At 60.5% G+C, this 21,242-nt stretch carries 18 protein-coding genes; 12 read left to right on the forward strand and 6 right to left on the reverse strand.

Translation table 11 applies throughout. The annotated features are described in order from the left end of the window. Positions 1-100 precede the first annotated feature (100 nt). The 9 genes from hemH (at position 101) to LQ231_RS27295 (ending at position 7,535) form a co-directional block, all read left to right on the forward strand. Complete coding sequence (gene hemH, locus LQ231_RS17135) at positions 101-1,135, forward strand: ferrochelatase (protein ID WP_230172434.1); 1,035 nt, start codon at positions 101-103, stop codon at positions 1,133-1,135. 122 nt (positions 1,136-1,257) lie between these two features. Next, positions 1,258-1,671: a metalloregulator ArsR/SmtB family transcription factor gene (locus tag LQ231_RS17140; RefSeq protein ID WP_230173399.1), complete on the forward strand. Its 414-nt coding sequence runs from the start codon at positions 1,258-1,260 to the stop codon at positions 1,669-1,671. After that, on the forward strand, positions 1,668-2,201 hold the full coding sequence (locus LQ231_RS17145; protein ID WP_230172435.1) for an SRPBCC family protein: 534 nt from the start codon (positions 1,668-1,670) through the stop codon (positions 2,199-2,201). The genes LQ231_RS17140 and LQ231_RS17145 overlap by 4 nt, the downstream gene beginning before the upstream one ends. 427 nt (positions 2,202-2,628) lie before the next feature. After that, the gene (locus LQ231_RS17150) at positions 2,629-3,237 is read left to right on the forward strand and encodes a hypothetical protein (RefSeq protein WP_113142148.1); all 609 of its coding nucleotides are present in this window, start codon (positions 2,629-2,631) and stop codon (positions 3,235-3,237) included. Between the two features lie 81 nt (positions 3,238-3,318). Continuing rightward, positions 3,319-5,274 (forward strand): methyl-accepting chemotaxis protein, encoded by a 1,956-nt coding sequence (locus tag LQ231_RS17155; RefSeq protein ID WP_230172437.1) that lies wholly within the window; start codon positions 3,319-3,321, stop codon positions 5,272-5,274. 189 nt (positions 5,275-5,463) lie between these two features. Further along, the gene (locus LQ231_RS17160) at positions 5,464-6,483 is read left to right on the forward strand and encodes an SPFH domain-containing protein (protein WP_113142150.1); all 1,020 of its coding nucleotides are present in this window, start codon (positions 5,464-5,466) and stop codon (positions 6,481-6,483) included. A gap of 3 nt (positions 6,484-6,486) precedes the next feature. Next, the gene (locus LQ231_RS17165; protein ID WP_113142151.1) at positions 6,487-6,945 is read left to right on the forward strand and encodes an NfeD family protein; all 459 of its coding nucleotides are present in this window, start codon (positions 6,487-6,489) and stop codon (positions 6,943-6,945) included. A 67-nt stretch (positions 6,946-7,012) separates the two neighbouring features. Next, positions 7,013-7,249, forward strand: coding sequence for a transcriptional regulator (locus LQ231_RS17170; RefSeq protein WP_230172439.1), 237 nt, complete (start codon positions 7,013-7,015; stop codon positions 7,247-7,249). A gap of 139 nt (positions 7,250-7,388) precedes the next feature. Beyond that, positions 7,389-7,535, forward strand: a complete 147-nt coding sequence (locus LQ231_RS27295; RefSeq protein ID WP_356636463.1) for a type II toxin-antitoxin system RelE/ParE family toxin — start codon at positions 7,389-7,391, stop codon at positions 7,533-7,535. A 45-nt stretch (positions 7,536-7,580) separates the two neighbouring features. Here LQ231_RS27295 and LQ231_RS17180 read toward each other — a convergent pair whose 3' ends face one another. Next, positions 7,581-8,576, reverse strand: a complete 996-nt coding sequence (locus LQ231_RS17180) for a KpsF/GutQ family sugar-phosphate isomerase (protein ID WP_230172441.1) — start codon at positions 8,574-8,576, stop codon at positions 7,581-7,583. 167 nt (positions 8,577-8,743) lie between these two features. Between LQ231_RS17180 and LQ231_RS17185 the strand changes: the two genes are divergently transcribed. After that, positions 8,744-10,288, forward strand: coding sequence for an outer membrane beta-barrel protein (locus LQ231_RS17185; protein WP_230172442.1), 1,545 nt, complete (start codon positions 8,744-8,746; stop codon positions 10,286-10,288). Between the two features lie 24 nt (positions 10,289-10,312). Here the strand turns inward: LQ231_RS17185 and galU are convergent, their stop codons facing one another. Next, positions 10,313-11,200: a UTP--glucose-1-phosphate uridylyltransferase GalU gene (galU, locus tag LQ231_RS17190; RefSeq protein ID WP_113142154.1), complete on the reverse strand. Its 888-nt coding sequence runs from the start codon at positions 11,198-11,200 to the stop codon at positions 10,313-10,315. 196 nt (positions 11,201-11,396) lie between these two features. Between galU and LQ231_RS17195 the strand changes: the two genes are divergently transcribed. Both LQ231_RS17195 and LQ231_RS17200 read left to right on the forward strand, forming a co-directional pair. After that, the gene (locus tag LQ231_RS17195; protein WP_162742664.1) at positions 11,397-12,614 is read left to right on the forward strand and encodes a lytic murein transglycosylase; all 1,218 of its coding nucleotides are present in this window, start codon (positions 11,397-11,399) and stop codon (positions 12,612-12,614) included. A 117-nt stretch (positions 12,615-12,731) separates the two neighbouring features. After that, the gene (locus LQ231_RS17200) at positions 12,732-13,943 is read left to right on the forward strand and encodes a DUF459 domain-containing protein (protein ID WP_230172443.1); all 1,212 of its coding nucleotides are present in this window, start codon (positions 12,732-12,734) and stop codon (positions 13,941-13,943) included. Between the two features lie 76 nt (positions 13,944-14,019). On the opposite strand, the gene LQ231_RS17205 is transcribed toward LQ231_RS17200, so the two are convergent. From LQ231_RS17205 to gltB, 4 genes are read right to left on the reverse strand one after another with little or no spacing between them, the layout of a single operon-like run. Continuing rightward, positions 14,020-15,474 (reverse strand): glutamate synthase subunit beta, encoded by a 1,455-nt coding sequence (locus LQ231_RS17205; protein ID WP_113142157.1) that lies wholly within the window; start codon positions 15,472-15,474, stop codon positions 14,020-14,022. 24 nt (positions 15,475-15,498) lie between these two features. Then, the gene (locus LQ231_RS17210; protein WP_230172446.1) at positions 15,499-15,885 is read right to left on the reverse strand and encodes a type II toxin-antitoxin system VapC family toxin; all 387 of its coding nucleotides are present in this window, start codon (positions 15,883-15,885) and stop codon (positions 15,499-15,501) included. A gap of 8 nt (positions 15,886-15,893) precedes the next feature. Next, a complete protein-coding gene (locus tag LQ231_RS17215; protein WP_113142159.1) occupies positions 15,894-16,166 on the reverse strand; it encodes an AbrB/MazE/SpoVT family DNA-binding domain-containing protein in 273 nt (90 codons plus the stop codon). Between the two features lie 58 nt (positions 16,167-16,224). After that, complete coding sequence (gene gltB, locus LQ231_RS17220) at positions 16,225-20,949, reverse strand: glutamate synthase large subunit (protein ID WP_230172447.1); 4,725 nt, start codon at positions 20,947-20,949, stop codon at positions 16,225-16,227. Between the last annotated feature and the right edge of the window lie 293 nt (positions 20,950-21,242).

The following is a 21,242-nucleotide window of genomic DNA, read 5'->3' on the forward strand; positions in this document are numbered from 1 at the left end:
GCCGGTCCGGGCTTTCCCGGGCCGGCTTTTGCTTTTATCAGATGATCTTCGAGACGACTTCCGACGTATTGGCTTGCAGCCAAACCATCAGGATCACACAATGACCGCACTGCCCGCCCATTGGCCTTCCGACCATCCGCCCGTCAACTTCGGCAAGGTCGGCGTTCTCCTCGTCAATCTCGGCACGCCGGACGGCACCGACTACGAATCCATGCGGCGATATCTGGCGGAATTCCTCACCGACAAGCGGGTGATCGAATGGTCGCGTCTGTTCTGGTATCCGATCCTCTACGGCATCGTGCTCAACAAGCGACCACAGAAGGTAGGCGAGGCTTACAAGTCGATCTGGAACAACGATCTCGACGAAAGCTATCTGCGCACCTATACGCGCAGCCAGGCGGAAAAACTGGCCGAGGCCCTCAAGGATATCCCGCATGTGCATGTCGACTGGGCCATGCGTTATGGCCAGCCGGCGATCCAGAAGAAGATGCAGGAGATGCAGAAGGCCGGCTGCGAGAGGATCCTCGTCTATCCGCTCTATCCGCAATATGCCGCCGCCACCACGGCAACCGTCAATGACGAGGCGTTCAAGGCGCTATTGAAGATGCGTTGGCAGCCGGCGCTGCGCACCGTGCCGCAATATGCCGATGACCCAGTCTATATCGATGCCCTGGCAAACTCGATCGAGGCGCATCTGGCGACGCTCGACTGGGAACCGGAAGTCGTTTTGACCTCCTACCACGGTATCCCGATGTCCTACTTCAAGAAGGGCGATCCCTACCACTGCCAGTGTTACAAGACGACGCGCCTGCTGCGCGACCGACTTGGCTGGTCGAAGGAAAAGCTGATGGTCACCTTCCAGTCGCGTTTCGGGCCGGAGGAATGGCTGCAGCCCTATACCGACAAGACCGTGGAAAAGCTGGCCAAGGATGGCATCAAGCGCATCGCCGTGCTCAATCCGGGCTTCGTGTCCGATTGTCTGGAGACGCTGGAAGAGATCGCCGTTGAGGCCGGAGAGGATTTTCTCCACAATGGCGGCGAGAAGTTCGCCCATATCCCCTGCCTGAACGACAGCGCCGACGGCATGCGCGTCATCGAAAACGTCGTGCGTCGCGAATTGCAGGGCTGGATCTGAGATCCAAGGCATGACCGGACTGAAGAAGGGCCGCAGCGATGCGGCCCTTTCTGTTTGCAGCCACACAGAAACATTCAACCATACGGTTGACAATAAACATCGCCTCGCTCATATTCAACCGTATGGTTGAGCAATATACACACGATATGAACTTGGTCTTTCACGCGCTCGGCGATGCGACGCGGCGGCAGATGCTGCACGACCTCGCCAATGGCGAGCGCACGGTCAGCGATCTGGCCCAGCCTTACGAAATGTCGCTTGCGGCGGCATCCAAGCACATCAAGGTTCTCGAAAGCGCCGGGCTGATCCGCCGGGAAATTCGTGGCCGCACCCATCTGTGCCGCTTGGATCCCGGCCCACTGGCCACGGCGCATGAGTGGCTAAACTTCTACCAACGCTTCTGGACCAGTCGCCTCGATACACTCGAACGGCTGCTCCGGCGGGACGACGACAGGCAGACATCCACCGGCCCTGAAAAACAACACAGGCCTGAAAACCAGGATAGGCCCGATAACCAAGAGAGGAATGACACATGACCGAAACAGCAACTCTCGACGCCTATGGCGTTGTCACCGAACCCGCCACGCTGAAGATCGAACGGCTTTTGCCTGGCCCTGTCGAGCGGGTCTGGGACTACCTGACCAAAAGCGATTTGCGCCGACAATGGCTGGCGGCCGGCGAGATGGACCTGCAAGTTGATGCGCCGTTCGAACTAACATGGCGCAATGACGAATTGACCGATCCGCCCGGCGTCAGGCCCGAAGGCTTTTCCGAGCAGCACAGCATGCAGAGCCGCATTACCGAACTCGACCCGCTGCACAAACTCACCTTCACCTGGGGCGACTGCGGCAGTGTCACGATGACCCTGCAACCCAAAGGTCAGGACGTGCTTCTGACGCTGGTGCACCACCGCATCTCCGACCGCAAGAACATGCTGATGGTCGGCGCCGGCTGGCACATGCATCTGGATATCCTGGCGGCTCGGATCAACGGCCGGAAACCCCAACCCTTCTGGGATGGCTGGCTGCGCCTGCGCGACGAATACGACCAGCGGATCGGGGTCTGAGCCGTTCTCCATCGCGCCGGATGGCGAACGGAGGCAGACGCAATTCAGGATGCAAAGCCATCATCTGCGGCGGCGGTCCGGTCGTCGGGAAAAGAAGGGTCGCCGAGGCGGCCCTTTTTGTCGCTACAAGAAAGAAATCGCTCATGCAACCCGCAAGCGCATCATTGCTGGGCGAGTGCCATATTTTTATGCAACCAATCCATGCCCGCGATCGGAAAAGGTCTAATATATCAGAGATTTGATCCATCTCCTGACCAGTTATCCAACACAACAAAAGCACTTAAAGGTTGACTGACACCATTTGTAAAACTTGAGCAACTTCCATCTAAATCATTGTATTCAATTCAGATTTTGTATCTATGATTTCTTATATTAACTGACATTTAAATATTGATGCCTAAATTTCAGCCCAACAAAGGAGACGATTATGGCATTTTCCAGATCCGCGTTGGCCGCTGCAGCCCTGATGTTGTCGGCCGCTTCAACAGTCGCCGAACCGGCCAAGCCAGATGTTCAAAAGATGATCACGCCAGCCGTGATCGAAGAGATGCGCCAGTGGATCGACACCGAGATTGTGCGTGTCTCCGTTGGCGCGCAAAATGCCGCCAAGAGCGATCTGGCCCAGGAAAAGATTGATGAGCTCGACAAGATGTGGCGCGCCGAACAGGAAGCCGCCGACAAGCCGCTGATCGCTGCCACATTGTCCAACCCCCTGTCTGTCTATCTTGCCCGCATGCAGGGTCGGTCGCTTGGCCTCTATGCAGAAATCTTCATCATGGACCAGAATGGCCTCAATGTCGGCCAGAGCTCGGTCACCAGCGATTTCTGGCAGGGTGACGAAGACAAGTTCCAGAAGACCTACGATGTTGCCGATGATGCGCTCTTCATCGACGAGCCGGAATGGGATGACGAAGCCAAGATCTGGCGCAACCAGGTCAGCTTCACGCTGACGGATGAGGCCAAGGCCAAGATCGGTGCGGTGACTGTCGAGATCAATCTGACCGAACTGCAACGCCGCCAATCGCCGGCCACCTAGTCAGCCATATGTTGAACGCTTGAGGCCAGTCACAGCCCGACCCCGCTGAACGGCCGCATCATTTTTCACAGGAACGAACCCATGCTGAAGAATATCTCCGTGAGCGCGAAAGGTTTTGCTGCCTTTGGCATTTTGGCCGTGATCGCGATCGGCGCCTCCGGCGTCATTTACACCCGCTCCACCACGGCGACCGTGCTTGTCGAACACAATCAGGAACTCGAGCAGCTGCAAGGCGCGGCATCGACTTTCTATGACGACGTCACGGAAGCAAATCTTGCCCTGAAGAACTTCCTGCTGACGGGCAACCGTGATTTTATCGCAGAATATGCAGACGTCACGAAACGCCTGGACGCCGAAAAGCTTGAACTCGAAAAGCTCTTCGGAACGCATTCTGCAGCCGATCTGCCCGCCATCACCGAAGCACTTGGTGTCCTGAATGAATGGCGAACGACCGTCGTCGACAGGCAGGTCGGCCTGATGCGCGATCCGATGACCGTCGAACTTGCCCGCGCCCTGGAACTGACCGGTTCCGGGACCAAGCTGCTGGGCGAATTCTCGAGCAGGTTCAACAAGGCGACGGCCTCCGTTCAGCAGCAAATCAACGTTGCCTCGGCGGACCAGAAGACGGCGCTCGGCGCCGTAGAATGGATCAGCCTGTTTGCAGCCATTACCGTCGCGCTGGTTGCCGGCCTGATGAGCCTGCTGAACTTCCAGCTGGTATCCCGACCGCTCGGCAAACTCGCCGACGCGACCTCGCGTCTGGCCAATGGCGAGCTGAATGTCGCCATCGAAAAAGGTGGCAAGGACGAAATCGGCAAGATGGCCGAGGCCATGCAAGTCTTCCGTGAGGCAGCGATTGCCAACAACCGCCTGCAGGTCGAGGCCGAACAGAACCGTAAACAGGCCGAACTGGATCGTGTCGCCGCCCAGGAGCGCGCCGAAGCAGATGCAGCCGAACGTCTGCGTATCGCAACGTCGGGTCTGGCCCACGGCCTGAAGCGCCTTGCAAACGGCGAACTCTCGTTCCAGCTGAATGAAGCCTTCGCACCGGACTTCGAAGCCTTGCGTCATGACTTCAACCAGTCGGTCCGCCAGCTGAACACCACCCTTGGCGGCATTGCCAACAGCGTTGCCACGATCGAAACCGGCACCCGCGAAATTGCATCGGGCACCGATCATCTGTCCAAGCGCACCGAACAGCAGGCAGCAGCGCTTGAGCAGACAGCTGCAGCCGTCGAGGAAATCACCGCCAATGTGGTGAACTCCACCAAGCGCACGGAAGAAGCCCGCGGCGTCGCGACTCAGGCCAATTCTTCGGCGACAGAATCCTCCAAGGTCGTCGCCCATGCCGAAGAGGCCATGCGCAAGATCGAGCAGAGTTCGCAGCAGATCTCCAACATCATTGGCGTCATCGACGAAATCGCTTTCCAGACCAATCTGCTGGCGCTCAACGCCGGTGTCGAGGCGGCCCGTGCCGGCGAGGCCGGCAAGGGCTTTGCCGTGGTTGCCCAGGAAGTCCGCGAACTGGCCCAGCGTTCGGCCAATGCAGCAAAGGAAATCAAGGCACTGATCCACAATTCCACGACGGAAGTGTCGAGTGGTGTCGATCTGGTCCGCAAGACCGGTGAAGCCCTGCGTACCATCGGCGGATACATTTCCGAGATGAACACCCACATGGATGCCATCGCGATCTCTGCCAAGGAACAGTCGACCGGACTGTCGGAAGTCAACCATGCAGTCAACTCGATGGACCAGACGACCCAGCAGAATGCGGCCATGGTCGAGGAATCCAACGCCGCCTCCGGCGCTCTTGCCGGCGAAGCGGCTAAGCTGCGCGAACTGATCTCGCAGTTTGCCATCGAGGCGACAGCCTCGGCGCAGTCGACAGGCCTCCGCGAAACCGCTCGCGCCATGGCGCAGCCGACCCGCAGTCTGGCTTCGCGCCCCGTACAGCACCAGCCGGCCCGCACCAGCGCCCCCATGCCCCGCAGCCATGGCAACGCAGCCATCGCCCAGGACAATTGGGAGGAATTCTGAGCCGCGCCATCTGGCAAAGACTATCGCATGACAAGGGCGGCGTGATGCAGATCACGCCGCCCTTGGCTTTTATCGCTGATGCGACCCTCCAAAGCTTGTCCGGTGTTCGGCAGCACTTGCAATCAGCAAGTGCTTTCACGATGTTAGGACAACAGCACAAGCGGCTCCGCGCCGCCTGAGGAGGAAACAATGCTCAATCTTGCCGGTCCGGATATCGTCGTCATTGCCGTGGCGGTGCTGGTCATCCTTGTGCTTTTCGCCGGGATCAAGACCGTGCCGCAGGGCTATCGCTATACGATTGAGCGTTTCGGACGTTATACCCGTACGCTTGAGCCAGGCCTCAACCTGATCATCCCCTTCTTTGATCGCATCGGCGCAAAGATGAATGTCATGGAACAGGTGCTCGATGTGCCGACCCAGGAAGTGATCACCAGGGACAACGCCTCGGTTTCTGCCGATGCCGTCGCCTTTTATCAGGTCCTGAATGCCGCCGAGGCTGCCTACCAGGTCGCCAACCTCGAAAACGCCATCCTCAACCTGACCATGACCAATATCCGCTCGGTCATGGGCTCGATGGACCTCGACGAACTGCTGTCCAACCGCGAAGTGATCAACGACCGCCTGCTGCGTGTCGTTGACGATGCCGTACGTCCCTGGGGCATTAAGGTCACCCGTGTCGAGATCAAGGACATCCAGCCTCCGGCCGACCTCGTCGACGCCATGGGCCGGCAGATGAAGGCGGAGCGCGAAAAGCGCGCCCAGGTGCTGGAAGCCGAAGGTTTCCGCAATGCCCAGATCCTGCGCGCCGAAGGCGCCAAGCAGTCTGCCATCCTCGAGGCGGAAGGCCAGCGGGAGGCAGCCTACCGCGAGGCCGAAGCCCGCGAACGTCTGGCCGAAGCAGAAGCCAAGGCAACACGCATGGTGTCGGAAGCGATCGCAGCCGGCGACATCAATGCGATAAACTATTTCGTTGCTCAGAAATACACCGAGGCCATGACCGCGATCGGCACCGCTTCAAACTCCAAGATCGTCCTGATGCCGATGGAGGCCTCGGCCCTGATCGGCTCACTCGGTGGCATTGGTGCTATCGCGAGGGAAGTCTTCGGCGAACAGCCGCGCGCCGCCGTTCCGCAGGTACCCGCGCGCGCTCCTCAACCGGCGCGCCCCACGCCGCCCGTCAATCCTTTTGCCCCACCAAGCGGGACCTGAGCCATGCTGAGCCGCATCACAGCCGAACTTGGTCCCTGGAGCTGGTGGGTGCTCGGCATGATCCTGCTGACCGCCGAACTTTTCCTGCCCGGCGTTTTTCTCGTCTGGATTGGCCTTGCGGCAATCTTCACCGGAATCCTGTCATTGCTGCTCTGGGATATGGGCTTCTGGAGCTGGCAGTTGCAGTTGCTGGTCTTTGCCGCAGCCGCGATTGCCGCCACTCTGGGTGGCCGCCGGCTCTTTGCCCGCAAGGATGCACAATCCGACGAGCCTTTGCTCAACCAGCGCGGCGCAAGTCTTGTCGGCCGCACCGCCGTTCTGATCGAGCCGATCGCCGAAGGCCGCGGCCGCATCCGTCTGGATGATACATTCTGGGTGGTTCAGGGCCCCAATCTGCCGGCCGGTGCACGCGTCGTCGTCGTCAGCAGCAACGGCCGCGATCTGACCGTTGGGGAGGCTTGATCCACGACTGAAATGCAACGGCTTATTTTCGCCTTGAAAAACCACCCAGCCATGCGATCATTCAACAATGACCATCGAACTTGAAATCATGCTGGAGTTGAAAGCCCGCATTCAGGCGATTGCGGCACGGTCCAATCGATCCGAATCTGAAGTGATTGCGGATGCCCTCGAATATGGTCACTCGCTCGACTGGCAAGAACAGTTTATTGACAAGGTTGCCGCAGGTCTGGCAGCTGCGGAACGAGGTGATTTCGCCAGCCCGGCCGACCTCCAGCGTATCCTGAACAAATATCGCCCGTCCTGATGCGGGTGTCCTGGACATCCCCCGCGCTCCAAGAGCTTGAAGGCATCCTGGATTTCATCGCGCAAAGAGACCCTGCCGCGGCTCACAGGCTCGTCACTGAAATTGTCGGGGTACGGAGCGTCTGCTGTCGGAAAATCCGATGCTGGGGCGGCAGGGACGAGTTGCCGAAACACGCGAACTCGTCACACCGGGAACGCCCTATATCGTGGTTTACCGCGTCACTGTCCGTGTCGAAGTCTTGGCAATCGTTCACGCTGCCCGTGCATGGCCAAAGAATGTCCCTTAGCGATTCTTCCTCACATGAAAAAATGCAGCCTTGCCGGAGTCGTCGTCAAGCCACCCCGATGCGCAGCAGATCGTGGAAATGGATGAGCCCGACCGGAAACTGGTCTTCATCCACGACAAGCAAAGCGCCGATGCCGTGTTTGTTGATCATTGCCGCCGCCGTGCTCGCCAGCGCAGCGCCGTCGATCACCTTGGGATTGCGGGTCATCACGTCATCGACATTGAGCACCGACAGGTCCCGCGCCAGATGACGCGCCATGTCACCTTCCGTAACGATACCACAGAGCTTTCCGGCTGCGTCGATCACGCCGACACAACCGAAGCGCTTGCTCGACAGGGTCTTGACCGCATCCGGCATGGAAGTCCCAAGCGCGACCAGCGGAACCCGGTCTCCGGTATGCATGATGTCGCGCACATGCGTGAGGCTCGCGCCGAGTTTGCCGCCCGGATGAAATGTCCGGAAATCGCTGGGTGAAAAGCCGCGTGCCTCTAGCAGCGCAATCGCCATGGCATCGCCCATGGCCAACTGCAAGACCGCCGACGAGGTCGGCGCCAGTCCATGCGGACAGGCTTCCTGGACCTTGGGCATCAGCAGAACCACATCGGCATTGCGCGCCAGGGTCGATTGCTCTCCCGCCGTCATGGCAATCAGCGGAATGGAAAAGCGCCGCGAAAAATTGACGATGCCCTGCAATTCGGCGGTCTCGCCACCCCAGGACATGGCAAGAATGGCGTCATCGGCGCCAATCATGCCGAGATCGCCATGATTGGCTTCGGCCGGATGGACAAAAAAGGCCGGCGTTCCGGTGGACGCCAAAGTCGCGGCGATCTTCGTGCCGATATGGCCGCTCTTGCCGACACCGGTGACGATGACGCGACCGGTGATATCGCCGATCACCTTCACCGCGTTGCAGAACGACTGCGCCAGCGGTCCGGCCAGGGCCTCCTCAAGCGCCAGAAGCCCGGCCCGTTCGGTCGAGACAACACGGATGGCCGACGCGATGGCGCCGGCTTCGACAAGATTGACAGCAAGTTTGATCATGGCAGTCCCCATACTGCGTTTGCCCGATCCTGTCCACCGAAGCGCCTGCGCGACAGCACGCGGCGGCTTCGAGGGGTCCCATGCCGGGAATGCTCCGCATCGAAACCAAACATTAACCACCTCGCTTTACGTTTGGGTAAGCATTTCAGAGCGCCAGGCGTAAATTCATGGGTATCGACAAAAACACGGGACTGCGCGGCGCCAGCCGCCTCGGCTTGCGCGCCGCAGCCGGCCTGCTGGCAACCCATGTCTTCGCCCTGCCCATGCCAGCCTTCGCCCAGCAGGCAACTGCCACCAAGCAATCCGGCGCAGCCGTCTCGACGACACAGCAGGCAGGAGCAACCCAGCCTGCCGGCGCCGATGATCTCTATGCGACCGGAGACGATACGCAGAACGCAGACGGCACCACCACCGGGACCGTCCCCGCCGAAGGCACCTTGCCCGCGACACCTTTGGCTGCACCATTGGCCGATCCCATGGCCGATGCAGATGGTGGCATTGCCCAGGATCCGGATTTCGGCCGGCAGAACCTGCGGGAAACCCGGCTTGACGACCCGACCACCGCCAGGATCCGGCGTGAAGACGACAAGACGCCCGGCATCCGGCTCGGCACCATGGTGTTGCGCCCGGCCATCAGCCAGAACATCGGCAGCGAAACATCCGACGACGGCGCAGGACGCGAGACCCGCATCTTCTCCGAGACCGGACTGAAGGGCACCCTGACATCCGACTGGTCCCGCCACCAGTTGACCATCGGCGGCGAAGGCTACTGGCAGAATACCATTTCCGGCGATACCGAAGACAAGCCGCGCGCCAACCTCAATGCAGACCTGCGCCTGGATCTGGCCGGCGACACGATCGCCAACATCACCGGTGCCTACAACTACAGCCGTGAAGATACCGACGATCCGAACGCCGTTGCCGGCGCGAGCGTTCAGTCCGCTGTCAATCAGTTTGACGGCGGCCTCTCGATCGAGCGCGATCTCGGCCTGCTGCGTGGCTCGATCGCCGGCGACGTCACACGCTGGCAGTATTCCGATGTCGAGTTGTCCGACGGCTCCACCCTGTCGCGAAGCGATCGGGACCGCATACGCTCGACCCTCAGCGCCCGCGTCGGTTACGAACTGTCCCCCGCCCTGACGCCGTTCGTCGAGGGAACGGTCGGCCGCATTTCCTATGACGACACCGCCGACGCCAATGGCTACGAGCGCTCGGCTGACGTCTATGCCGCCAAGGTCGGTGTAGCCGTTGATCTCGGCGAGAAGCTGCGGGGCGAATTGGGCGTCGGCCATGAGCGGCAACGCTACGACGACAGCCGCCTGGCGGAATTGTCGGCACTCACGGTCGATGGCAATCTCTACTGGTCGCCGCAGGAGGGCACCGATATCGACCTGGCGGTCGAGACCTATGTCGATCCGTCGACCACGGCCGGCATCAATGGCGCAAGGGTTAACCGGCTGACGGCCAAGCTGGAGCATGAACTGCGCAGCAATCTGATTGCGCGCCTGTCCTCGGGCCTGACCCTGACGAATTATGATGATTTGGGCGAGACCGGCAACAGCAAGTCTTACCTTGCGGGCGCGGGTATCACCTGGAGCATCAATCGCTACCTGGATGCGACGGCCGACCTGAACTACGAGCGCACCAGCTACAATTACGGCGGCGAAAGCACCGACCTCACCGCACTGGTCGGAGTGACCGCCAAGCGTTGAGCCTGGCGGCCAGAGAATCGGACGTTATTTCAACGCAGCCAGCAGAGCCTTGAGCTGCTCCTCGATCGCCGGACGGATGTCGGGACGCTCGATCGCAAACGATACGTTGGCGAGGATGAAACCGTCCTTGGCACCACAGTCGAATGTCTGGCCTTTGAAGTGATAACCGGCGAAGGACTGGTCCTTGGCAAGCTTCAGCATACCGTCGGTCAATTGGATCTCATTGCCGGCACCGCGTTCCTGCGTCGACAGGATGTTGAAGATCTCCGGCTGCAGGATATAGCGGCCGTTGATGAAAAAGTTCGAAGGCGCCGTGCCCTTGGCCGGCTTTTCGACCATTTCGGTGATCTTGAACCCACCCTCGAGCGCCTCGCCGACGCCGACGATGCCGTATTTATGCGCCTGATCCGGCGTGCATTCCTCGACCGCCACAATATTGCCGCCAGTCTTCTCGTAAAGTTCGACCATGCCCTTCAGGCAGGCCTTCTCGCCGCGCATGATCATGTCCGGCAAAAGCAGGGCAAAGGGCTCGTGGCCGACGATATCGCGGGCACACCAGACCGCATGACCGAGGCCAAGCGGCTCCTGCTGACGCGTGAAACTCGTCTGGCCCGCAGTCAACTGCATCGAATCGAGCAGCGAAAGCTCGGCGTTCTTGTTGCGCGACTTCAGGGTCTGCTCAAGTTCGAACTGGATGTCGAAATAGTCTTCGATGACAGCCTTGCCGCGCCCGGTGACGAAGACAAAATGCTCGATGCCCGCCTCGATCGCCTCGTCGACCACGTATTGAATGACCGGCTTGTCGACAACCGTCAGCATTTCCTTCGGCACAGCCTTGGTGGCGGGAAGGAAGCGAGTGCCAAGACCGGCGACGGGGAAAACTGCTTTGCGGAGCTTATTCGGTTGAACCACACATTCCTCCTGGAGGATCTAATCGATTATTGTCGTCATGGCACGGGGCACTCAGTAGTATACATTTGCATTGAGTTCGCAAAGATGATGCGAGAGCAAACCGCGCATGGTAAAGAGTTTGTTGACGCAATAGCATTAACCTAGGGTGAACAGCTTTTGTTCCAGCTGTCGAACGAACCGTAGATCGAACGGGGAGATGCCCATGACACGACACCATCCCAGCCTTCTCGGCGCAATTGCCTTGACCATAGCCACCAGCATGATGCCGGTGCAGGCCCAGGCAGACGCCGGATTCCAGAAGTGGATCAATGGCTTCTACGCCACCGCCGCAAAAAGCGGCATCACCGAACGCACCTATCGCCAGGCCTTTGCCGGCGTGACCGAGCCGGATCAATTTGTCTTGGAAAAGGCCGCCTATCAGCCAGAATTCAAGTCGCAAATCTGGGATTACCTGGACAGCCGGGTCAATCCCTATACCGTTAAGGTCGGTCAGGAAATGATCGCCAAGCACGGTCGCACGCTGGCGGCCCTGGAAAAGCATTTCGGCGTCGACAAGCATATCATCGTCGCCATCTGGTCGATGGAATCGAATTATGGCGCCGCCCTCGAGCGCCCGGACCGCCTGCACAACGTCCCGCGGTCACTGGCCACCCTTGCCTATGCGGACAAGAAGCGCGCCAAATATGCGCGTACGCAGCTCGTCGCGGCCCTGAAAATGCTGCAGAACGGCGACGTCTCCAACAAGAACCTGATGGGTTCGTGGGCAGGAGCGATGGGACACACCCAGTTCATCCCGTCCAGCTATCTGCTCTATGGCGTCGATGCCGATGGCAACGGCGAGAAGGATATCTGGCACTCGATCCCCGATGCATTGGCCACGGCCTCGAATCTTCTGGCCAAGAACAACTGGCAGAGCGGCAAGACCTGGGGTTACGAGGCGGTCGTGCCGAAAGGTGGCAGCGCTTATGCTGGCCAGACCAAGACGCTGGCCCAGTGGCAGGCGCTCGGTTTCGTCCGCCCAACCGGCAAGGGCTTCAAGAATGGCGCAGAACGCGCCGAACTGAAACTGCTCGGCGGCGGCAACGGCCCCGGCTTTCTGATGACCAAGAATTTCTTCGTCCTCAAGCGCTACAATGCCGCCGACAGCTATGCGCTCGGCGTCGGTCTGCTAGCCGATGAACTGGCCGGTTATGGCGGCATGAAGCAGAGTTGGCCGCGCCCGCAGGGCACGCTCGACATCAAGGAGAAGTTCGAACTCCAGACCCGCATGCAGGCGCTCGGTTATTACGACGGCAAGATCGATGGCAATTTCGGCTCCGGCTCGAAGGCGGCAATCTCCGCCATTCAGGGACGCCTCGGCATGTCGGTCGATGGCCAGCCATCGCGTCCGCTTCTGGACGCCTTGAGAAACTGATCCGGGGCGGACAGGCCCGCCCTTGGCTGGCTATAGACTTGCCCATTGACTTCGAAAGCCGCGCGATCCAAATACGGTTTTCGCGCGGCTTTTGGTCTGCAAATCAAGGCGATTGACATGGCATCGAGACGAAAGCGTCTTACCCTCAGTCATATCGGCGCGCTGGTCCTCTCGGCGCTGCTGATTGCGGCAACGCTGCTGTCCACGACTGCAGAAGCCCAGCAATACGAACGCCGCCGGAACCTGCTCGACATGCTTTTCGGGCCGCGTGAGCCGGAATATGTACCGCCGCGCGAGGTTCAGAAGCCAATTCGTGAAGTCCGGCCGCGCAAGAAGACCGCCGGCAGCGTCACCAAGATCAAGACGAAGAACCCGGCAACCGGCGCAGCAACCGCCGCCCCGCCGCCGACCAAGCTGGACAATGCAAAAACCGTCCTGGTCATCGGCGACTTCGTGGCCGGCGGCCTGGGGGACGGCCTGAAGAGTGCCTTCGAGGAAGCGCCTGGCGTCAAGGTCGAGACGCGATCCAATGGCTCGTCCGGCCTGGTGCGCGTCGACTACTACGACTGGATCGGCGAACTCCCGGCGCTGATCGAGACATTGAAGCCCAGCGTCGTCGTCGTCCAGATCGGTGCCAACGACCGCCAGCAGATCATCACGCCGGACGCCAAGATCGACTTCCGCACCGACGGGTGGTTCTCCGCTTACGAGCAGCGCGTCAATCGTCTGGCAGAAGTGGTGACGCGAACCAAGACGCCCTTGATCTGGGTCGGCCTGCCCGCCTTCAGACCGCAGAACATGACGGCCGACGCCCTGAGACTGAACACACTCTACCGCGCCTCCGTCGAGCGCCAGAAAGGCGAGTTCATCGATGTCTGGGATGGCTTTGTCGACCAGGACGGCCGCTTCATCATCACCGGCTCGGATATCAACGGCCAGCCCGTGCGCTTGCGCGGCACTGACGGCATAGGCTTCGCCGCCCCCGGCAAGCGCAAGCTCGCCTTCTATGTTGAGAAATCGGTGCGTCGTTATCTCGGTGACATGACCAGCCCGGATCTTGTACGGCTCGACGCCAGCAACCTACCGGAACTGGTCAATATGCCGCCATCCGAAATGACGAGCATCATCTCGACACAGCCGATGGACCTCTTCGATCCCGAACTGGACGGTGCGACCGAACTTCTTGGTGGCCAACCCCTGCCCGCTTCGACCACGATCACGGCCCGCCAGCAGCTGGTGCAGAACGGCCAATTGCCGAACCCACCGGTCGGGCGCGTCGACAATGTGCAGATATCGACACCGGCGGCAGCCCAGACCGGAACCCGCTGACACCCTGACCATCCGAAATCAGCCCAAAAAAAGGGCCGCCCGAAGGCGACCCTTTTCGTACAAGTATCCTGACCCCTTACCTTGGCAGAACGCTTGATCCCATCAGAGCCTCGTCGATGGCGCGGGCCGCCTGGCGGCCTTCGCGGATCGCCCAGACGACCAGCGACTGGCCGCGACGCACGTCGCCGGCGGCCCAGAGCTTGTCGACGGACGTCTTGTAGTCCTTGTCGTCGGCCACGACGTTGGTCGAGCCGCGACGGTCGGTGTTGAGTGTCAGCTGGCCGTTCATTTCCTTCAGCACGCTGTCGGTGAACGGACCACTGAAACCAATGGCGATGAAGCCGAGATCGGCCTTGATGATGAACTCGGTGCCGGGGATCGGCTTGCGCTTGTCATCGACCTGGCAGCACTTCACGCCGGTCAGCACGCCATCCTCGCCGATGAATTCCAGCGTTGCCACTTGGAATTCGCGCACTGCACCTTCGGCCTGGCTCGAGGATGTGCGCATCTTGGTCGCCCAGAACGGCCAGATCGCCAGCTTGTCTTCCGTCTGCGGCGGGCGCGGACGGATGTCGAGCTGGGTCACCTTGACGGCCCCCTGGCGGAAGGCCGTACCGACGCAGTCCGACGCCGTATCGCCACCGCCGACAACCACGACATGTTTGCCGCCGGCGAGGATCGGATCGGACGGCCAGCCGTTGCTGTCGATGTTTTCGCGGCCGACGCGGCGGTTCTGCTGCACTAGATACGGCATGGCATCATGCACGCCATGCAGTTCGACGCCGGGAATGCCGGCTTCGCGCGGCGTTTCCGAGCCACCACAATAAAGCACGGCGTCGTAGTCGGCACGCAGGGTCTCGACGGTGACATCGACCCCGACATTGACGCCGTAGTGGAAGGTGACGTTTTCACCCTTCATCTGCTCGACGCGGCGATCGATGAAGTTCTTCTCCATCTTGAAGTCCGGAATGCCGTAGCGCAGCAGGCCACCGGCCTTGGTCTCGCGCTCAAACACATGCACTTCGTGGCCGGCGCGGCCAAGCTGCTGGGCAGCCGCCAAACCAGAGGGACCGGATCCGATGATCGCAACCTTCTTGCCGGTATGGATCGTTGCGGGCTGCGGCACGATGAAGCCCAGCTCATAGGCCTTGTCGGCAATCGCCTGCTCGACCGTCTTGATCGCCACCGGCGCATCTTCGAGGTTGAGCGTGCAGGCTTCCTCGCACGGCGCCGGACAGACGCGACCGGTGAATTCCGGGAAGTTGTTGGTGGAATGGAGGTTGCGGATCGCCTCCTCCCACTTGTTGTTATAGACGAGATCGTTCCAGTCCGGGATCTGGTTGTGCACCGGGCAACCGGTCGGACCATGGCAATAGGGAATGCCGCAATCCATGCAGCGCGCCGCCTGCTTGGTAACCTCGGGGTCCGACATGGGAATCGTGAATTCGCGGAAATGGCGGATACGGTCGGAGGCCGGCTGATACTTGCCCACCTGCCGGTCGATTTCCATAAAGCCTGTAACCTTGCCCATGTCTAAATCCCTCAATCTCCGCCGCTATCGCAGCCAGTTCTCGATCTGCAATCCCGGAACCCGGGAAAACTCACTCTCATTGTTCGTCACCAGCACGGCGTCCAGCGCCAGCGCATGTGCCGCGATCCAAAGGTCATTTGGACCGACGTTCTGTCCTTGCCTCAACGCCAGCCGGACTTCGGCGTAACGCTGGTCCGTTGGTAGCTGGAGGGGCGCCACATAAAAGCGCCGCGTCACCGCAGACACCTTCCGCGACAGCTCCTCGGAGCCGTTCTTCTTCACGCCGTACCAGATCTCACCATGGGTGATGATGCTGATGAAGGCATTCTCCTCTCCAACCTCAACAAGGTGTTCGAGAACCTTCCCACGCGGATCCCTCACGATCGCCGAAACGACGTTGGTATCGAGCATGTACCGCATCAGATCTCGACCTCACGGAGCGGTGCCAGATCATCGTCATTCCCAACGAAGTCCTCTCCGCTCCAGGCTTCCGCCTGCTTGAGATACTCGATCAAGCCTGCGGTCACCGCCGTCCGCATGAGGATCGAGCCATCCGGTTGGCGCACCATGACGGCGCGATCACCTTCAAGATCGAACTCTTTCGGGATGCGAACAGCCCGGCTTCGACCATTCTTGAAGATGGCGACTGCAACTTCGCCACCTTCACCAGTGTCCTTCACATGCTCGTTCATGTCGGGCTCCGTCCTTGCGATATGCCATGAGCATATCACAGAATTTAACCTGCAGAAGTTATTCCGCAGCCACGCCCATGCGCATGCGTTCCATTTCCTCCAGCGCACGGCGGTATTCTACCGGCATGACCTTGCGGAACTTCGGGCGATACTCGGCCCAGCTGTCGAGAATCTGCTTGGCGCGGTTGGAGCCCGTGTAATGCAGATGGTTCGAGATCAGCTGGTAAAGGCGTTCCTCGTCATGACGGGTCATGTCGCCCGACACGTCGACGAGGCCCTTGTGCATCAAGTCGCCACCGTGATGGTGCAGCTTCTCCAGCATGTCGTCCTCTTCCGGAACCGGCTCGAGTTCGACCATCGCCATGTTGCAACGCTTGGCAAAATCACCGGTTTCGTCGAGTACATAGGCCACGCCACCCGACATGCCGGCTGCGAAGTTGCGGCCGGTCTGGCCGAGCACGACGACGACGCCGCCGGTCATGTATTCGCAGCCATGGTCGCCCACGCCCTCGACCACCGCGACCGAGCCCGAGTTGCGCACAGCGAACCGTTCGCCGGCCACGCCGCGGAAATAGCACTCGCCGGCAATCGCGCCGTAGAGAACCGTGTTGCCGACGATGATGGAATCTTCGGCGACGATCCGGGTGTTTTCCGGCGGGCGCACGATGATGCGGCCACCCGAAAGTCCCTTGCCGACATAATCATTGCCGTCGCCGACGAGATCGAATGTGATGCCGCGCGCGAGAAACGCACCGAACGACTGGCCCGCCGTGCCGGTCAGCGTGACGTGGATCGTGTCATCCTTCAGGCCCTTGTGGCCATGACGCTTGGCAAGTTCACCCGAGAGCATGGCGCCGGCCGAACGGTCGACATTCTTGATATCGACTTCCAGAACCACCGGCTGCTTGCTTTCAAGAGCCGGCATAGCCTTCTCGATCAGCCTGCGATCGAGCACGTCGTCGATCGGGTGTTTCTGGCGCTCGGTCCACAGCGTGGCGGCCTTCGGCGCATCGACCTTGTGGAAGATCTTCGAGAAATCGAGGCCTTCCGCTTTCCAATGCGCCAGCATCTGGTCCTTCTCGAGCAGTTCGGAAGCGCCGATGATCTCGTCGAGCTTGGTGACGCCAAGAGAAGCAAGAATTTCGCGCACTTCTTCGGCGACGAAGAAGAAGTAGTTGATGACGTGTTCCGGTGCACCCTTGAAGCGCTTGCGCAGGACAGGATCCTGGGTAGCGACACCGACCGGGCAGGTGTTCAGGTGGCACTTGCGCATCATGATGCAACCCGCAGCAATCAACGGAGCCGTGGCAAAACCGAATTCGTCAGCCCCGAGAAGCGCGCCGATGATGACGTCGCGGCCCGTCTTTAGCCCGCCATCGACCTGCAAGGCGATGCGCGAACGAAGGCCGTTCAGCACCAGCGTCTGCTGGGTTTCGGCAAGCCCGATTTCCCAAGGGCTACCCGCGTGCTTGAGCGAGGTGAGCGGCGATGCGCCGGTGCCGCCATCGAAGCCGGAAATGGTGATATGATCGGCGCGCGCCTTGGCGACGCCGGCGGCAACCGTGCCGACGCCGACTTCCGAGACCAGCTTGACCGAAACATCGGCTTCCGGATTGACGTTCTTCAGGTCGAAGATCAGCTGGGCCAGATCTTCGATCGAATAAATGTCATGATGTGGCGGCGGCGAAATCAGGCCGACACCCGGCGTCGAGTGCCGCGTCTTGGCAATCGTCGCATCGACCTTGTGGCCGGGCAGCTGGCCGCCTTCGCCGGGCTTGGCACCCTGCGCGACCTTGATCTGCAACATGTCGGCATTGACCAGATATTCCGTGGTCACGCCGAAGCGGCCCGACGCGATCTGCTTGATGGCCGAACGCTCCGGATTGGCAGCGCCGTTCATCAGCGGCAGGTAGCGATCGCTTTCCTCGCCACCTTCGCCGGTGTTCGACTTGCCGCCGATCCGGTTCATCGCGATCGCCAGGGTCGAATGCGCCTCGCGGCTGATCGAGCCGAAGGACATGGCACCGGTCGAGAAACGCTTGACGATATCGACAGCCGGCTCGACCTCGTCGATCGAGATCGGCTTGCGGCCGAGATCGTTCGCAGTCTTGATCTTGAACAGGCCACGGATGGTGTTCATGCGGAGCGCGCTGTCATTCACCATCTCGGCAAATTCGCGGTAGCGCTCCTGGCTGTTGCCGCGAACCGCATGCTGCAGCGAAGCAATCGAGTCCGGGCTCCAGGCGTGGTTTTCACCCCGCATGCGATAGGCATATTCGCCGCCGATCTCGAGCGTCGAAGCCAATATAGGGTCCTTGCCGAAGGCAGCCGCGTGACGACTGGCCGTCTCCTCGGCGATTTCGGTCAGGCCGATCCCTTCGATCGTAGTCGCGGTACCGAAGAAATACTTCTCGACCAGCGCCGACGACAGGCCGATCGCATCGAAGATCTGCGCGCCGCAATAGGACTGGTAGGTCGAGATGCCCATCTTCGACATGACCTTGAGAATGCCCTTTCCGACCGCCTTGATATAGCGATAGACGACTTCGTCTTCCGACACTTCCTTCGGGAACTCGTTGTGCTTGTGCATGTCGAGCAGCGTATCGAAGGCGAGATAGGGGTTGATCGCTTCAGCGCCGTAGCCGGCGAGACAGCAGAAGTGGTGCACTTCGCGCGGCTCGCCCGATTCCACCACGATGCCGACCGAAGTGCGAAGACCCTTGCGGATCAGGTGGTGATGCACCGCAGCGGTGGCCAGCAGCGCCGGAATGGCGATGCGGTCCGGACCGACCTGACGGTCGGAGAGCACGATGATGTTGTAGCCGCCGCGAACGGCCGCCTCGGCGCGCTCGCACAGGCGGTCGAGCATGTCCGGCATGCCTTCGGCGCCGCGTTCGACATCATAGGTGAAATCGAGCGTCTTGGTGTCGAAGCGATCTTCCGTGTGGCCGATCGAGCGGATCTTTTCCAGATCGCCATTGGTCAGGATCGGCTGGCGCACTTCCAGACGCTTGGCGTTGGCCGCACCCTCGTGGTCGAGGATGTTCGGACGCGGGCCGATGAACGACACAAGGCTCATCACCAGCTCCTCGCGGATCGGATCGATCGGCGGGTTGGTCACCTGGGCGAAGTTCTGCTTGAAATAGGTGTAGAGCATCTTCGACTTCGACGACATCGCCGAGATCGGCGTGTCGGTCCCCATCGAGCCGATCGCTTCCTGGCCCGTGGTCGCCATCGGCGACATCAAAAGCTTGGTGTCCTCGGTCGTATAGCCGAAAGCCTGCTGGCGATCGAGCAGCGACACGTCGCGGCGCAGCGCCCGCGGCTCAACCGGCTTCAGTTCCTCCAGGATCAGCTGGGTGCGGTCGAGCCACTTGCGATAGGGGTGACTGCCGGCGAGTTGCGACTTCACTTCCTCATCGGAAATGATGCGTCCTTCCGCCATGTCGATCAGCAGCATCTTGCCCGGCTGCAGGCGCCACTTCTTGATGATGCTTTCTTCCGGAACCGGCAGCGTGCCGGCCTCCGACGCCAGGATGATGCGGTCGTCATTGGTGACGATGTAGCGCGCCGGACGCAGACCGTTGCGGTCGAGCGTCGCGCCGATCTGGCGGCCGTCGGTAAAGCAGACCGCAGCCGGACCATCCCACGGCTCCATCAGGGCCGCGTGGTATTCGTAGAACGCCTTGCGTTCGGGGCTCATCGACTGGTTGCCCGACCAGGCTTCCGGGATCAGCATCATCACGGCATGCGCCAGCGAGTAGCCGCCGCGCTGCAGGAATTCCAGTGCGTTGTCGAAACAGGCCGTGTCCGACTGGCCTTCATAGGAAATCGGCCACAGCTTGGAAATGTCGTCGCCGAACAGCGGCGAGGAGACAGATGCCTGACGTGCCGCCATCCAGTTGACGTTACCGCGCAGCGTGTTGATTTCGCCGTTATGGGCGACCATGCGGTAGGGATGCGCCAGCTTCCACGACGGGAAGGTGTTGGTCGAGAAGCGCTGATGCACCAGCGCCACGGCCGATTCGAAGCGCGGATCGGCGAGATCCTTGTAATAGGCACCGACCTGGTAGGCGAGGAACATGCCCTTGTAGACGATGGTCGAGGACGACAGCGACACCGGATAGAAACCGGTCTCCTCGCCGCCATACTGGTCATAGATACGGTTGGAGATCACCTTGCGCAGCAGGAACAGGCGACGCTCGAACTGCTCCTGGGTCGCGGCATCGCGGCCGGCGCCGATGAAGACCTGGATCTGGCGCGGCTCAGTAGCTGCAATCTCCGGCGCCTTGGACAGCGAGGAATTGTCGACCGGCACGTCGCGATAACCGATCAGATGCTGGCCTTCGGCGGAACAGACTTCCGCGATAACCTTCTTGAAATGCGCGACCTGCTCTTCGTCCTGCGGGAAGAAGAAGTGACCGACGGCATATTCGCCGGCCTTCGGCAGGGTAATGCCCTGGGCCGCCATTTCCTCGCGGAAGAAGCGATCCGGGATCTGCACAAGAATACCGGCACCATCGCCCATCAGGGGATCGGCACCGACGGCGCCGCGATGGGTCAGGTTTTCGAGGATGAACAGGCCATCCTTGACGATCTGGTGCGACTTGACGCCCTTCATATGGGCGATGAAGCCGACGCCGCAGGCATCATGCTCGTTCTTCGGATCGTAAAGACCCTGCTTGGCCGGGAGACCATACGTGTTCTGCCGGATGCCTCGGATCTCAGATGTGCGCTCTGCAGCGCCCTGAACGATCTCGTCGGATGGCGTCATCTTCGTCATTGCCTTCCCTCCAAATAGGCCCGATCCACTCGGGCTCGCATGCCTGGACCCATCGGCCGGATGCATCTCCCTTGGCTCTTCGCGACCCTAGCGGGACCGCGTCACCAGGCAATGACACCCAAATCCTTCACCTCAGAAACCAGAATTAGGTCAACTAGTCTGACCTAATTTCGAGATTTCTATGACAGAAAGTAAACGCTCACGCAAGATCGCGCCATGAAAATTAACCGGACTTCCGACGCTAAGTTGCCACCGATACGCCGCTTGCGCAATTTTCTTTCCCACATGAATAG

Source organism: Rhizobium sp. CECT 9324 (assembly GCF_918741265.1).
GTDB lineage: Bacteria > Pseudomonadota > Alphaproteobacteria > Rhizobiales > Rhizobiaceae > Allorhizobium.

What these genes read in the sequence shown, in the direction of transcription:
- LQ231_RS17185 (WP_230172442.1), top strand. Translation starts at nt 8,744, where the DNA reads ATGGGTATCGACAAAAACACGGGACTGCGCGGCGCCAGCCGCCTCGGC.
- LQ231_RS17180 (WP_230172441.1), bottom strand. Translation starts at nt 8,576, where the DNA reads ATGATCAAACTTGCTGTCAATCTTGTCGAAGCCGGCGCCATCGCGTCG.
- LQ231_RS17150 (WP_113142148.1), top strand. Translation starts at nt 2,629, where the DNA reads ATGGCATTTTCCAGATCCGCGTTGGCCGCTGCAGCCCTGATGTTGTCG.
- LQ231_RS17205 (WP_113142157.1), bottom strand. Translation starts at nt 15,474, where the DNA reads ATGGGCAAGGTTACAGGCTTTATGGAAATCGACCGGCAGGTGGGCAAG.
- gltB (WP_230172447.1), bottom strand. Translation starts at nt 20,949, where the DNA reads ATGACGAAGATGACGCCATCCGACGAGATCGTTCAGGGCGCTGCAGAG.
- LQ231_RS17200 (WP_230172443.1), top strand. Translation starts at nt 12,732, where the DNA reads ATGGCATCGAGACGAAAGCGTCTTACCCTCAGTCATATCGGCGCGCTG.
- LQ231_RS17215 (WP_113142159.1), bottom strand. Translation starts at nt 16,166, where the DNA reads ATGAACGAGCATGTGAAGGACACTGGTGAAGGTGGCGAAGTTGCAGTC.
- LQ231_RS17210 (WP_230172446.1), bottom strand. Translation starts at nt 15,885, where the DNA reads ATGCTCGATACCAACGTCGTTTCGGCGATCGTGAGGGATCCGCGTGGG.
- LQ231_RS27295 (WP_356636463.1), top strand. Translation starts at nt 7,389, where the DNA reads ATGCTGGGGCGGCAGGGACGAGTTGCCGAAACACGCGAACTCGTCACA.
- LQ231_RS17170 (WP_230172439.1), top strand. Translation starts at nt 7,013, where the DNA reads ATGACCATCGAACTTGAAATCATGCTGGAGTTGAAAGCCCGCATTCAG.
- LQ231_RS17155 (WP_230172437.1), top strand. Translation starts at nt 3,319, where the DNA reads ATGCTGAAGAATATCTCCGTGAGCGCGAAAGGTTTTGCTGCCTTTGGC.
- LQ231_RS17145 (WP_230172435.1), top strand. Translation starts at nt 1,668, where the DNA reads ATGACCGAAACAGCAACTCTCGACGCCTATGGCGTTGTCACCGAACCC.
- LQ231_RS17160 (WP_113142150.1), top strand. Translation starts at nt 5,464, where the DNA reads ATGCTCAATCTTGCCGGTCCGGATATCGTCGTCATTGCCGTGGCGGTG.
- hemH (WP_230172434.1), top strand. Translation starts at nt 101, where the DNA reads ATGACCGCACTGCCCGCCCATTGGCCTTCCGACCATCCGCCCGTCAAC.
- LQ231_RS17195 (WP_162742664.1), top strand. Translation starts at nt 11,397, where the DNA reads ATGCCCATGACACGACACCATCCCAGCCTTCTCGGCGCAATTGCCTTG.
- LQ231_RS17140 (WP_230173399.1), top strand. Translation starts at nt 1,258, where the DNA reads ATGGTTGAGCAATATACACACGATATGAACTTGGTCTTTCACGCGCTC.
- LQ231_RS17165 (WP_113142151.1), top strand. Translation starts at nt 6,487, where the DNA reads ATGCTGAGCCGCATCACAGCCGAACTTGGTCCCTGGAGCTGGTGGGTG.